A 13722-nucleotide genomic window follows, 5' to 3' on the forward strand; every position below is an offset into this window, starting at 1 on the left:
GACCGATCGACGGGGAACACCATGAGCAGCACGACGAAGGTCTGCATCGTCGGCGCGTCCGGCAAGCTTGGCCAGTACATGGTTGAGCACGCCCTGGAGCGTGGGTACGAGGTGGTGGGCGTCTGCCGCGAGCGCAGCGTGCCGAAGCTGGACCGGTTCGCCGGCCGGATCACGATCGTGCCTGGCCCCACGAACGACCCGGACGTCATCCGCCGAGCGGTCGCCGGGTGCGACGGCGTGCTGACGGTCCTGGCACCGTGGGGCGTCCAGCAGTACTCCTCCGGCACGGCGCAGGCGGTGCTCGACCACGCCGAGCCCGGGGCACGCCTGGTCTTCTCCTGCGGGTGGCACGTCGCGCGCGACGACCAGGACCGCTACACCCGGCGGTTCCTGGCGACGGTGCGCCTCGTGGCGTGGCTGGCGAAGGCCGTGCGTGCCGTCGAGATCGACGACCAGGTCGAGGCGTGCCGGCGGATCTTCGCCAGCGACCGCCGGTGGACGGTGGTGCGCGGCAGCGACCTCGAGGAGGGCCCGAGCCATGGCCTGCCCGTATGGAGCCGGCACGTCGGCGACCCCGTGCTGGCCAGCAACCTCACCCGGCGCGTGGACTTCGCGCTGTTCATGGTCGCCGCCCTCACCGACGACACCGTGATCCACGAGGCGCCCGCCATCGTGGGCCGCGAGACACCCAGCGCGCTCGCCCACCAGCAGGGCGGCACCGAAGTTGAAGGAGCATCATGACCGCACCCGACGTCGCCCCGCCCGGCGTCCGGGCCCTCGCCCCCGACCTCGCCCGCGGCCTGATGCTCCTGCTCATCGCGCTGGCGAACGTCCCCTGGTTCCTCTACGGCACCGAGACGTCCTTGACCAGTGCGCACCGGGAGCCGTCGACGGTGCTCGACGGCGTCTGGCAGTCGGTGGCGATCGTCGCCGTCGACGGACGCAGCTATCCCCTGTTCGCGTTCCTCTTCGGCTACGGCATCTGGCAGTCGTTCGCGCGGCAGCGTGCGGCCGGCCTCGAGGAGCCAGCCGTGCGACGCGTGCTGCAACGACGCCACGGCTGGCTCCTCGTGTTCGGCGCCGTCCACGCGGCCCTGCTGTGGTTCGGCGACGTGCTGGGCGCCTACGGCCTGGCCGGACTCCTCGTGGTCTGGCTCTTCCTCGGACGCGCCACCCGGACGCTGCTGATCTGGGCCGCGACCCTGACCGGCGTCGTGCTGCTCGTCGCCCTCGGCACCCTCGCGGTGGGCGCCGCCCTGCCCCCGGAGCTCTCCGACGTCCCCGGTGACGCCAACCCGGATCTCGCCGGCGTGACGCCCTACCTCGCCTCGATCCTGCCGCGCCTCGGCTTCTGGCTGCCTCTGACGGTCACGCAGGGCGTCTTCGGGCTGATGGTGCCCGTGGCGGTGCTCCTCGGTATCGCCAGTGCTCGCGCGCGGGTCCTGGAGGAACCCGGCGCGCACCGGCGGGCGCTGACGCGGACCGCCGTCGTCGGCATCGCGGTCGGCTGGCTCGGGGCCGTGCCGTCGCTGCTCGTCCACCTCGGCACCTGGGACGTGCCCGAGTGGACCCCCGTCGTGCTGCACCTGGTCACGGGACTGTTCGCCGCGCTGGGCTACGCGGCGCTGTTCGCCCTGCTGGCGCTGCGCGTCACCACCGAGGGCACCCCGGGACACGTCGTCGGCGCACTGACCGCCGTCGGGCAGCGCTCCCTGACCAGCTACCTGCTGCAGTCGGTGATCTTCGCTCCGCTGCTGTGCGCCTGGGGACTCGGTCTGGGTGGCGTGCTGGACCAGTGGCAGGCAGCGCTCGTCGCCGTGGCGACGTGGCTGGTGACGGTCGTCGTCGCCGTCGGCCTCGCCCGGAACGATCGCCGCGGACCGGCGGAGCGGGTGCTGCGCGTCCTCACCTACCGCGGCACGGCGTCGTCGGCGACGCCGGTCAGCCGGCCCGCTCCGTAACCTCCGGACCCCGGCTCCGGCCCTCACCCCATATCCTGTGGGGGCTGATGACTGAGATGACCGAGAACACCGAACCGTCCGCGCCAGCATGCGCGGACACCGTCCTCGACGCCTCGCCCGGGCCACGATGAGCGACACGACCCCGACGGGACCGACCGGGGGGCCGGCGGACGGGCGGGTGGTGCTCGGCGGCCGGTACGTCCTGGGCGACATCCTGGGGACGGGTGGCACCTACACCGTCTACGAGGCGTCTCGGACGGAGATCGCCCCGGAGGCCGGTGCCGACGGCGGCCCGGACGCCCGCACGGACGCCCAGCCGGCGCTCGTGGTCAAGGTCCTCCACCCGCACCTGGTCGACGACGAGGCCGCGCGCGCCGCCATGGCCCGGGAGATCGCGGCGTCCGACCTGGTGGACCACCCGGGTGTGGTCAAGGTGCTCGACACCGGGGAGGACGAGGTCGCCGGCGCGAACGTGCCCTGGCTCCTGACCCGCCGCCTTCCCGGCGTGCCGCTCTCCGAGCTGACGGCCGGCGACGGCCTGCCGTGGCGAGAGGCCCTCGTCCTGGTGGACGGGCTGCTCGACGCCCTCGGGGCGGTGCACGCCGCCGGCCTGGTGCACCGCGACGTCGGCCCGCGCAACGTCGTGGTCGACCGGAACGTCGACGGCGAGCTGACGGTCGGCCTGCTCGACCTGGGACTCGCTGCTCCCGGTGGCGGCGACGGTGACGGCGATCGGGTCGTCGGCTCGGTGGTGGGCATGTCGCCCGAGCAGGCACGCGGCCGACCGCTCGACGCGCGCAGCGACCTGTACGCGGCCGGGGCGCTCACCTACTACGCGCTCACCGGGCACGCGCCGTTCGAGCGGCCCCGGCCCGAGGACGTGCTCCGGGCCCACGTCGGGGCACCCGTGCCGGCGCCCTCCGCACGGCGGGCCGCGGTCCCCGTCACGGTGGACCGGTTCGTGGCGCGGGCGATGGCCAAGGACCCTGCGCAGCGGTTCGACTCCGCCGAGGCGATGCGCGCGGCGGCCGCGACGCTGCTGGGTGCCGGTACCACCTCGGCGACCGACGCGACCGGGTCCGCCGAGACGATGACGCTGGGCCAGATCGCCGCGGACGACCCGCACCGCACGGCCGTCGTCGGCGCAGCGGGCGCAGCGGCAGCAGCGGCTGCCGCTGCCACGGGCGACGAGGGCGAGATCGAACGCACCCGCCAGCTCGGCGCGGTCGACGTGCCGCCCACGCCGCCCACGGGAGTGCCCGCAGCAGCCGTCGCAGCGGGCGTTGCGGCCGACGGTGCGGCCGACGAGGCCGCTCTCGCCGAAGAGGCCGAGAACGACGCCCCGAACCGCCGTCGCACGATCCTGGTCGTCGCCCTCTCGCTCGTCCTGGCGGCCGCCGTCGCGGGGGCAGCGTTCTGGGCCCTGCGCGACACCGACGCCCCGGGACCGGTCGCACCGGTCACGCACAGCCCGTCACCGACGTCGTCGCCGACGCCGTCCGAGTCGCCGACGACGACGGCCCCGCTGCCGCCGGCCGACCCGCCGGACCGCTCGACCCCGTCGGCGGACCCGACCCCCACGCCGTCCGAGACACCCACGGACGACGCCACGCCCACGCCGTCGCCCACGGAGGAACCCTCCGAGGAGCCCAGCGCCACCCCGACCAGCGACCCGGACCCGACGGCGGAGCCGACCTCGACGCCGGAGCCGGCACCCACCGACGAGCCCGAACCGGCACCCACCGACGAGCCCGAGCCGACGGCGGAACCGACCGCTCCCGGCGGCTCGACGGGCGGCGGCGCAGGCGGCGGCGCAGGCGGCGGCGCAGGGGGCGGGTCGACAGGCGGCGACGACACGAACGGTGGCGCCGAGCCGACTCCCTGACGGGTGGCGCCACCCGTCCAGAGAGCTCCCCCGGACCGCCAGGGACCTTCGTCACCTGGCGGGGGGCCGTTGGCATCTGTGGTGGACCACCGCACCGTGGTGTGCTGGCCGCAGAAGGAGTTGAGGACGATGGGCGAGACCTGGCCAGGCGGGATCGTCGTCGGCGTCGACGGATCGCCGGAGAGCTATCACGCGTTCGACTGGGCGTTGGCCGCGGCCGAGCGCCACCACGCCGCGCTGCAGGTCATGTACGCCGAACCCGTGCCGCTCGGGCCGGTCACGCCCGTCCCCGCCTACCGGCCGGAGGAAATCTGGCACGAGTCGCAGCGGGTCTTGCGCCGCGCCGTGGACCGCGTCGACGCCCGCACCCGTGGCTCGGTACCGGTCACCGCGGTCCCGGCGGAAGGAGGCCCGACGTCGGCGCTCGTCGCCTCCTCCCGCGACGCCGATCTGGTGGTGGTCGGGCGTCGAGGTGCCGCCGCCACCCGTCACCTCCTGGGCTCGGTGTCGTCCGTGGTGGCCTCCCGGGCGCACGGCCCCGTCGCCGTCGTCCCCACGCGGGCACGGGCGGGCCCCCCGAACCGGGTCGTCGTCGGGGTCGGGTTCGACGACGATCCCACGGCGATGCTCGACCTCGCCTTCGCCGAGGCGCAGAGCTGCCGCTGCCCGGTCGTGCTGCTGCACGCCGTCCCGCCCTCGTCGCGAGTGGCGCGCGAGGCCGGGTCCGCGCGGGACGAGGACGTCCAGGCCGCCCTGCGCGGCCTCGCCTACCGCTGGGGCACGCAGTACCCCGACGTCGACTGCCGGCTCGCGACGCGGTCCGGTGGACCGGTCGCCGCGCTGCTGGAGGAGGTGACGCCGTCGGACCTCCTCGTCCTGGGCGGTCACCGTCACCTGCGGGTGGTCGGCCGGCTGCTGGGGTCGGTGCCCGACGTGCTGCTGGGCGACGCCCCGTGCGTGGTCGCCGTCACCCACACGACCCGCCCGCACGTGACGGACGAGTGACGGCGGCGGTCAGGCCTTCAGCAGCATCTCCTGCGCCCGGCGTGCCAGGCGCTCGCCCCACTCGCGCGCACGTTCTCGTTCGTGCGGGACCAGCGGACCCGTGACCCCGGCGACGTAGAAGGACGTTCCGCGGTCCACGACGCGGTGCCCGTCGTGCCGCAGCGCCCGCGCGGCGGCGTGCGCGGCGGACCCCGGCAGGTGGCGCACACCCTCGACACGGGTGTCGAAGGTCGCGAACAGGTGGACGCCACGGTCCGACGGGAGCGCGTCGATCCACTCCCGGATCCCCGACGTCTCCGACGGCTCGTCACCGCGCCGCACCTGCCCCTCCTGCCGGGTCTGCGGACGGCTCATGCCGAAGGCGTGCGTCGGGCCGCCGATGACGACCAGGTCCGCCTCACCCGCCTCGCCGGCCCCGAGGTCGCTGACGGAGGAGACCCGCACCGGCATGGACGTGGCAATCCCGTCGCCCACGGAACGTGCCACGAGGGCAGTGTTGCCGAAGCCGGACTCGTAGACCACGAGTGCAGACATGATGATCGACTCCTTGCTCGACGAGTCGCTCGGCCGGTGCCGACGGCCGGGCTCCTGACCTGGCTGACGGGGCCACCTGATGGCCGGCCAGACGTCAGCGGCACGCTTCCACCATCGGCCGCGGGGGCGCCGACCAGGTAGGGCCGATGGTCCCGAGCGCTCGGCCCCAAGGTCCCGATCCAGGAGCGGGCGCTCGCAGTTCGCCGCGGGTGATGAACGGCCCGTCGCCTGTCGTCGGCGGGACATCGTTCCTACACTCGAGAGCGTGAGCCACGAGCCGAGCACGGCACGGGGCCCTGCGGAGCTCGACCGCTCGCTCCACGAGGGCAAGTTCACCGTCCCCCGGCTGCGCCCAGGAACGGTGAGCCGAGCTGCCCTCATCAGCGAGGCGCGGGTGAGCGGTCGTCGGGTCGTCGGCGTGACGGCGCCGGCCGGGTACGGCAAGTCCACGCTGCTCGCCGAGTGGGCGACGCACGACCCGCGGCCCATCGTCTGGGTGTCCCTGGACCGGCTCGACGACGACCCGCTGAGCCTGCTGCGCGCGCTCGCCTCCGCCCTGTCGCTGTCCCGACCGGGTCACGACGGCCTGGTGGCGGACATGGCAGGACCGGACGTGTCCCTCCTGGGCAGGGCCGCCCCGCGGCTGGCATCGGTCCTGCGCGCCGGCCGCGAGCCGATCCTGTTCGTGATCGACGACCTGCACGAGGTCCGGTCGCCCGCGTGCCACGACGTCCTCGGCGTCGTGGCGGCGGGGATACCCTCCGGGTCGCAGCTCGTCACGGCCAGCCGGGCCGAGCAGCCGCACGTCTCCCGGCTGCGTGCCGCGGACGACGCGGTCGAGATCGTGGCCACGGACCTGGTGCTCGACGTCGCCCAGACCATGCAGGTCTGGGAGGCTTCCCGCGCACCGGTCTCTCGCGAGGTCGCCGCCACGGTGACGGAGCGCACCGAGGGATGGCCCGCCGGCGTGTACCTCACCTCGCTCGTCGCACGGCACCGCGACCCGCAGGACCTGGCCGTCACGGGGGCCGACCCCTACATCGCGGACTACCTGCAGAGGGAGGTGTTCCGGCGGCTCCCCCCGGCGGAGCGCCGCTTCCTGCGCCGCACCGCCGTGCTCGACGTGCTGTCGGCGCCGCTGTGCGACGCCGTGCTCGAGGAGCACTCGTCGCAGCGGCGGCTGCGTCGGCTCGAGGCGGCGAACGCGTTCGTCGTCCCGCTCGACAGCCGGCGCGAGCTGTTCCGCTACCACGCGCTCTTCCGGGAGTACCTGCTCACGGAGCTCATGGACACCGAGCCGGAGATAGCCGACACGCTCCGGCTGCGCGCGGCCGACTGGCTGGAGGCGCACGGGTCGCCGGAGCAGGCCGTGGAACACCTCCTCGCCACGCCTCATCGGGACCGATCCGTGCGCCTCGTCGCACGGATCGCCATGACGAGCTTCCAGGCAGGGCGCATCGCCACCGTCGGACGGTGGCTGCGCGCCCTCGGCGACGACGAGGTCGCCGGCTACCCGCCGCTCGCACTGCTCGCCGGGTACACGGCCGGCTTCGAGGGGCACTCCCTGGAAGCAGAACGGTGGGCGGCCGTGGCCGACGCCGCGTCGTACGACGGTCCGCTCGCTGACGGGCCGACCTCGTTCACCTCCGCCCGGGCCCTGTACCGCGCGCTGCGATGCCCCGACGGGCCGCAGCAGATGGCCGACGACGCTCGTCTCGCCCTCGCCGCGGAACCCGCGTGGAGCACGTGGCGCACCACGGCGCTCACCCTGGCGGCAGACGCCCTGCTGCTCGTGGGCGACGTCGAGGGTGCGACGCAGCACCTGGAAGAGTCCGTCGGCACGGCGAACGAGGGGAACGCGGACGCCTTCGTGTACGGCGCGGCGCTGCTCGCACAGCTCGACATGGACCACGACCGCTGGGACGACGCCGCCCAGCACGTCAAGCTCGCCCTGGAGACGGTGCGCGAGCACCGCATGGGCGACTACCCGACGAGCGCGCTCGGCTACGCGGCCGGGGCACGCCTCGCGCTCCGTCTCGGGGACGTGGACGTGGCTCGTCGGCGACTGGTCCAGGGCATGCGTGCCCGGGCCAGCTGTACCTACGCCTTTCCCTCGATCGCGGTACGGGTTCGACTGCGGCTCGCGCGCGCGAGCTGGTCGACAGGCGACAGGATCGCCGTCCGGCACCTGTTGCGAGAGACGGACGACGTCATCCTGCGGCGCCCCGCACTGGGAGTGCTGGTCGAGGAGGCGCGCGAGCTGCGGGCCTCGGTGGGAGTGGAGACCAGCCTTCTGGTGACGGGCAGCACGGGCGCTCCTCTGACGCCTGCCGAGCTGCGTCTCCTGCCGTACCTGCAGACACATCTGACGATCAAGGAGATCGCAGGGCGTCTCTACGTCACCCGCAACACGGCCAGCTCCCAGATCGGGTCGATCTATCGCAAGCTCGGGGTGTCGTCGCGCGGCGGGGCGGTGGACCGGGCCGTGACGATGGGCCTGCTGGGCTCGTGAAGCCTCAGCGTGGTGCCCCGGACTCGTTCGATCCGTCGACGCCGAACAGGTCGTGCCCGAGCGCCAGCGCCAGCTTCGGCGCGGCGGCGACGATGCTCGGCAGACCCACGACCGCCACGACCGCGGTCAGCACGTCGACGATCTCGGCCGGCGTCGCGCCCGCGCTGACGGCCTCGTCGACGAGGCTGCCGTACGTGGGCACGGCCCCGCCGACGGCGACCAGCGCCGCGAGCCGCGCGATGGACGCCGTCCTCGGCCCGAGAGCCTCCGGATCCCGCTCCAGATCGAGCTCGAGGCTCGGTCCGTCCACGGCGAACCGCCGCAGTCGATCCATGTAGTCCACGGCACTCCTTCCTCGAACGGTCGACCTGGACCTCCATTCAGGCGGACCATCGGGGCGCGCCGCATCCCCCTGATCGCGTGAACCCCGGCTGTCGCCGGCGTTTCACACGATCTGCATGACGACGCACCGCGGCTCGCGAGGCAACCTGCGGTCAGGGCCGCGACGGTCACGGCCCCTTGCGGCGAAGGAGGGCGATCCCGTGGACAGCTTCTGGGACTGGTTCTGGCTCATGCTCTGGTGGTTCGCGTTCGTCATGTACCTCATCGTGCTGTTCCACGTCATCGCTGACCTGTTCCGCGACCGCGACCTGAGCGGCTGGTGGAAGGCGCTGTGGCTGGTAGCCCTGATCGTCGTGCCCTTCCTGTCCGCGCTGGTCTATCTCATCGCCCGCGGCCGTGGCATGGCCGAGCGCCAGTCGGCCAGGATGAGCGCCGCCCGAGCCGAGACGGACGCGTACATCCGCGCCACCGCCGGGGGCTCCACGGCCGCCTCGCAGATCACCGAGGCCAAGGGCCTCTACGACGCCGGGGTCATCAGCGACGAGGAGTTCGCCGCCCTCAAGCGGAAGGCGCTGGACTGACGGGGGCCCGCGCCACGAGTTCCACGAGCGTGACGAGGATGCCGGCGGCGACGGCGGTGCCGATGACCAGGCCCGCCGTCGGGTCCGCCGCCAGCAGCAGGACCAGCGCGGCGAGCCCGATCACGACGCCGCGCGCGAAACCGCGGTGCTCGCCCACCCACTGGCCCACCGGCCCCGTCGACCAGCCCCGCGACTCCCCCCAGGTTCGGACCCGGCCGAGGCTCCGCGCGGCACCGGCCCGGAGGCTGCGTGCCGAGGCGCTCCCTCCACCCAGGTACGCCGCCAGCGCGACGACCAGCCCGAGCACGCCGACGGTGCGCACCGTGGCTCGCAGGAACGTCGCGACCTGGTCGAAGACGAGCTCCGCGGCGTCGAGACGCAGGACCTCACCGCTGAGGGCCTGGAGATACAGTCCGCGCGCGATCGCGAGGGCGATGCCGAGCGCCACCATGGCCGCCGTCAGCGCGAGTCCGGCGACCAGGAGGGTACGCATCCGGTGCGTGGACACCAGGACACCGGCCGCCAACAGCCCCAGCGCGACCCACGGCAGCCAGGTGCCCACCGTGACGAGCTGCGCATATCGGTTCTGGACCTCGACGAGCTGCGTCGTCTGCATGATCGTGAAGCTCACGTCCACGGTGGGGATGTTCGCCGCGACACCGAGCCCGCGCTCGACGAGTCGCTCCTTCAGCAGCTCGATCATGCCCGCGAGCTGGATCGTGAGCTGGCCGTCCTGGCCCACCTGGAGCAGCTCGCCGCCTTCACCCTCCATCACGGCGACCAGCTCGGCGTGGGCCACTCGGTTCGCCTGCTCCCATGCCGAGACGAACGCCTCACTGGTCACCACACGGTCGGCAGCGCTGCGCACGAAGGACTCGACACCACTCGTCAACGGCGCCTCGAGAGCACCGAGAGCAGTCACGGCCCGGGGCGCCACCTCGGCCTCCTCCAGGCCCGCCACGACCTCGTCGAGCAGCTCGCCGACCTCGATCCGCGACATCACGGCCGCCGTCAGCCGGCCGGCCACGGCCGACTGCACGACCGGGTCGCTCGCGAGCGGCGCCACCGTGGCGACGTACCGGTCCGTGTCCGTCAGCTCGGCCTTCGCCCAGGCCGCGACCACGCCCACGGGTGCCAGCAGCGTGCCCAGCAGGACGAGGACGACGGCTGCCGAGCTGCGCCACCGGTGGGTCGTCCGCGGCCCGTCCGTCCGCGGACCGACGCCGGCGGGCTCCGGCACCTGCTGGAGACGTCGACGAAGCTCGGCGTTCTCGCGTTCCAGCTCCACGAGGCGCGCCTCGACGTCGGTGGGAACGATGGGTGGCCCGCTGGTCGTCGGTCCCATGACCGCTCCTTCGTGGCTCGGCACGCCCGACGGTGCTCGCCGGACGTCGGGGACCTCCGGCTCGGGCCACCCCGACGCTACCGACGCGGTCGACCCGTCACATCACCCAGAACAGGTGAACGCACGGCGCAGGTCCAGCCGCTCGTCCCGGCGGCGGCGGGCTAGTCTTTCAGAACAGCGTGGGCGGAGTCCCGATGGATCGTGAGCGCGAGCCCGAAGCAGCGGTCGGCGTCGGTGCTGCCCCGTCCGCCGGCACACCGGGCCACGTCTGCCAGGCGAAGCTGCGGCCCGGTGCCAACCCGACGCGCCTGGTGTCGCGACCGCACCTCGTCCGGCGGTTCGACGCCGCGGTGCAGTCCCCGCTCGCCCTGGTGGTCGCACCGGCCGGATACGGCAAGACGTCGCTCCTGCGGGACTGGGCCGGTCGGACGCACCTGCCGCACGGGTGGTTGTCCGTCGACGAGTCCGACCACGACCCCGTGCAGCTCTGGTGGGGTGTGCTCGCTGCCCTCGAGGGCATCGCGCCCGGCTGCACGGAGCCCGCGGCTGGGCTGATGCAGCGGCGGACGTTGCTCGACGCCGTGTCGGTGCTCCTCGACGACCTCGAGGCACGACCCTACGGTCCGCGCGTGCTCCTGCTCGACGGTCTCGAGGTCGTGGACCAGCAGCGTCTGACCGCCTCCCTGACGTCGTTCGTCGAGCACCTTCCCCCCTGGTTGCACCTGGTCATCGCGAGCCGCTGCACACCGCCGCTCCCGGTCGACCGGCTCCGGGCGCGAGGTCTGCTCGGCGAGGCCGGACAACCCGAGCTGAGGTTCTCGGACGACGAGGCGGTCGAGATGCTCTCGCGGCTCGCCCCCACGATGCCGGCCGGCCTGCTGCAGGAGACCGCACGGCATGCCGCAGGCTGGGCCACCGGCGTCCAGCTCGCAGGACTGGCGGCACGCGCGACCGACCGCTCGTCCCTCGGCACGGCGGATCCGGACGTCGGCGCCCGGTACCTGGAGGACTACGTCTCGCGCGAGGTGCTGCACGGCGAGCGTGCCGACGTGGTGGAGGCGCTGGTCTCGGTCGCGGTCGTCGAGCACGCAGGGCCGGGCCTGGCGCGTGTGCTCACGGGACGCGACGACGCGCCGGACCTGTTGTCGGTCGCCGAGGAGCGCGGGCTCTTCCTCACCCGGGCCGAGCCGTCGGGCACCTACGAGCTGCACCCCGCCGTCCGGGAGACGCTCGTCGCCCTCCTGCGCCGCCGGTCGCCCGGGCGGCTCCGCGAGCTGCACCGCACCGCTGCCCGGTGGTTCGAAGGCGACGGGCAGCCGACGGTCGCCCTCGATCACCTGCTCCGCGCCGACGACCATCGCGACGCGCTCCGGCTCCTCGCGGCCTGCGCGCCCCAGCTCTTCGACAGCGGGCACCAGGCCACCATCCGGCACACGCTCGCCGCGATGCCCCAGCGGGTGACCACCTCGGACCTCGCCGCTGCCGTCGACCTCGCCTGGTGCCGTCTGCACGTCGACCCCGACCTCTTCGTCCAGACCGTCGACGACCTCGACCGATGGACGGACGTCCGCTCCGGCCTCGACCCGGCCCTTCGTGCCCGCCTGGACATGCTGCGGGCCGTCGTCGCCGGCCTCCGCGGTGACTGGCGAGACGGGGCCCGGCTCGCCAGAGCGGCTCTCGCGACGATCGGCGACCCGTGGCTGCTGGACCCGGTCGTCAGGTACGGCTGGAACCTGGTCGCGCGGGAGATCGCCCTCGCGGAACGGTGGGACGACTCGAGCACCGAGGTGCGCAAGGTGGTGTTCGCGATCAACGCGGACCCGGAGCGCCGTGCCGCCCTCGAGGGCACCCGGGCCCTGGGGGACGCCCTCGCCGGGCACCCCGTCGACGCCCTGCGGCTCGTCGCCGGGACACGGACCGCCTCCGACGCGTCGAACCTCACCGTGCTCCGTGCCGAGCTGCTGACCGCCGAGGCCGTGGCCCTTCGTGAGATCGGCGACACGACCGTGGCGCTCCCGATGCTGCGACGGCTGGCGGCAGCCGACTGCGCACCGGTGCCGCACTGCCGGCTCCTGGCCTGTCTGGAGCTCGCGAGCTCGTCTCTCGGCAGCGGGGACCTCGACGCGGCCGGACGGGCCTTCGGCCAGGCCGTCCGCCTCACGGAGACCGCGTGCAGCGGACCCGCAGGCCGTTCCTGGCTGGCCAGGACGGGGGTGCTCCTCGCGCTCGCTGGAGGGCATCTCGACGAGGCGCGGCAGTGGGGCCTGCAGGTCGAGGACCCGTTCTGGGCGGGCGTGACGACGTCGTGGATCCTCCTTGCCGAGGGCGACGTCCGAGCGGTCCCCGACGTGCTGCGCGACGTCGAGCCTCGCTGCACCCGGCACCAGGTGGTCCGCGACCTCCTGCTGAGCCGGGCCGGCGCGAGCCCCGCAGCGGCCCAGGCCCACCTGCTGCGAGCGGTGGACCGGGCTTCCTCGCACGGGCTGGTGCAGACCGTCGCCTCCGAGGGGCCCGACGTCGTCGAGTCGATCGAGCGACTCTCCTGGCACGTGCCGCAGACCTGGCTGGACCGGCTCCGGCGCATCCCCGCGCACGGGACGACCGTGTCGGTCACGTCGGCCGTCGAGCGAGCCAGGGCGTTGACCGAGCGCCAGATCGGGATCCTGCGCATGCTGCCGAGCCGGCTGACCCTCCGGGAGATCGCCGACGAGCTGTACATCTCCGTGAACACGCTGAAGTTCCACCTGAAGACCATCTACCGCGAGCTCGACTGCGGTTCGCGCGCCGAGGCAAGCGCCGTGGCGCGCACGCTGGCGAGCCTCCCCCGCCGCGGTCAGCCGTCGAGCACGCGGCGGCGCTGAAGCTCGTACTGCTGGAGCGTCAGCACGCCACGGTCCACGAGCTCGGCGAGGGCGTGCAGCTGCGCTGCCGGGTCGACGGCGAGCTCCGGGTCCGCACCGCTCGCGGGGCCGCGGACCAGCAGGTCCGGGATCCAGCGACGGTCGACGCCGTCGACGGCCCGGTCGACGGCAGCCCCGTACCGGTCTCGACCGACCCGTTCGCCGCAGAGGAGTCGGCCTCCGGCCTCGCGCGCCGCGGCCGACAACGACCCCGCCCACCGGTCCTCGACGAGGAGCAGGAGCGCGCTGACGTCCGGCTCCACCACCACGGCCGCCAGGGCGACGTCGTGCGCGCTGAGCCGCACGGACCGTACGGCGCTCCTGGCGAGAGGAGCGATCTCCGGTGCATCGAGACCCCCGCTCACGGCCACCGCCGTCTGGCCCCTGGCTCGGTGCAGCAGCACCACGTCGATCAGCCGGATCGTCTCCGACCGTACCAGCTCCGCCAAGGCCACAGCGACGTCCGCGACACGCTCCACCGCGGGAACGACGACCAGGAGGTACTCCAGCAGATCGGCATCGACATGCCCGACGATCGCACCTCCATGAGGCCCGTCGGCCATGGCACACCTCCTTCACCGCGGTGCGACGCACCCGCTCCGACGATGCTGCCCGGGGTACGGGTGGGCCCGCACCACCCCGCGACGGATGGTGCCC

The 13722-nt window shown here is 73.9% G+C and carries 11 protein-coding genes; 7 read left to right on the forward strand and 4 right to left on the reverse strand.

Going from position 1 to position 13722, the window contains the following annotated elements:
* Positions 1–21: 21 nt before the first annotated feature.
* The 4 genes from BCL65_RS16360 to BCL65_RS16375 all read left to right on the forward strand — a co-directional run bounded on the left by BCL65_RS16360 (position 22) and on the right by BCL65_RS16375 (position 4851).
* Positions 22–741: an NAD(P)-dependent oxidoreductase gene (locus BCL65_RS16360; protein WP_106269585.1), complete on the forward strand. Its 720-nt coding sequence runs from the start codon at positions 22–24 to the stop codon at positions 739–741.
* Complete coding sequence (locus tag BCL65_RS16365; protein ID WP_106269586.1) at positions 738–1961, forward strand: DUF418 domain-containing protein; 1224 nt, start codon at positions 738–740, stop codon at positions 1959–1961. The genes BCL65_RS16360 and BCL65_RS16365 overlap by 4 nt, the downstream gene beginning before the upstream one ends.
* A 127-nt stretch (positions 1962–2088) precedes the next feature.
* The gene (locus BCL65_RS16370) at positions 2089–3846 is read left to right on the forward strand and encodes a protein kinase domain-containing protein (protein WP_165800054.1); all 1758 of its coding nucleotides are present in this window, start codon (positions 2089–2091) and stop codon (positions 3844–3846) included.
* Positions 3847–3975: 129 nt separating this feature from the next.
* Positions 3976–4851: a universal stress protein gene (locus BCL65_RS16375; RefSeq protein ID WP_106269588.1), complete on the forward strand. Its 876-nt coding sequence runs from the start codon at positions 3976–3978 to the stop codon at positions 4849–4851.
* Positions 4852–4860: 9 nt separating this feature from the next.
* Here the strand turns inward: BCL65_RS16375 and BCL65_RS16380 are convergent, their stop codons facing one another.
* Positions 4861–5385, reverse strand: a complete 525-nt coding sequence (locus BCL65_RS16380) for a flavodoxin family protein (RefSeq protein WP_106269589.1) — start codon at positions 5383–5385, stop codon at positions 4861–4863.
* 265 nt (positions 5386–5650) lie between these two features.
* On the opposite strand from BCL65_RS16380, the gene BCL65_RS16385 reads away from it, so the two are divergent.
* Positions 5651–7897, forward strand: a complete 2247-nt coding sequence (locus BCL65_RS16385) for a helix-turn-helix transcriptional regulator (RefSeq protein ID WP_243401124.1) — start codon at positions 5651–5653, stop codon at positions 7895–7897.
* Positions 7898–7901: 4 nt separating this feature from the next.
* On the opposite strand, the gene BCL65_RS16390 is transcribed toward BCL65_RS16385, so the two are convergent.
* Positions 7902–8231, reverse strand: coding sequence for a carboxymuconolactone decarboxylase family protein (locus BCL65_RS16390; RefSeq protein WP_243401130.1), 330 nt, complete (start codon positions 8229–8231; stop codon positions 7902–7904).
* Between the two features lie 208 nt (positions 8232–8439).
* On the opposite strand from BCL65_RS16390, the gene BCL65_RS16395 reads away from it, so the two are divergent.
* Positions 8440–8820, forward strand: coding sequence for an SHOCT domain-containing protein (locus BCL65_RS16395; protein WP_243401123.1), 381 nt, complete (start codon positions 8440–8442; stop codon positions 8818–8820).
* Here BCL65_RS16395 and BCL65_RS16400 read toward each other — a convergent pair.
* Complete coding sequence (locus BCL65_RS16400) at positions 8798–10165, reverse strand: hypothetical protein (protein WP_106269593.1); 1368 nt, start codon at positions 10163–10165, stop codon at positions 8798–8800. The two genes, BCL65_RS16395 and BCL65_RS16400, sit on opposite strands and share 23 nt — an antisense overlap.
* A 194-nt stretch (positions 10166–10359) precedes the next feature.
* Between BCL65_RS16400 and BCL65_RS16405 the strand changes: the two genes are divergently transcribed.
* Positions 10360–13026: a LuxR C-terminal-related transcriptional regulator gene (locus tag BCL65_RS16405; protein WP_106269594.1), complete on the forward strand. Its 2667-nt coding sequence runs from the start codon at positions 10360–10362 to the stop codon at positions 13024–13026.
* On the opposite strand, the gene BCL65_RS16410 is transcribed toward BCL65_RS16405, so the two are convergent.
* Entirely contained in the window at positions 12999–13628 is a 630-nt protein-coding gene (locus BCL65_RS16410; RefSeq protein WP_106269595.1) for a hypothetical protein, read from the reverse strand. The genes BCL65_RS16405 and BCL65_RS16410 overlap by 28 nt on opposite strands.
* Between the last annotated feature and the right edge of the window lie 94 nt (positions 13629–13722).

The sequence above is a fragment of the Isoptericola halotolerans genome, from assembly GCF_003003075.1.
GTDB lineage: Bacteria > Actinomycetota > Actinomycetes > Actinomycetales > Cellulomonadaceae > Isoptericola > Isoptericola halotolerans_A.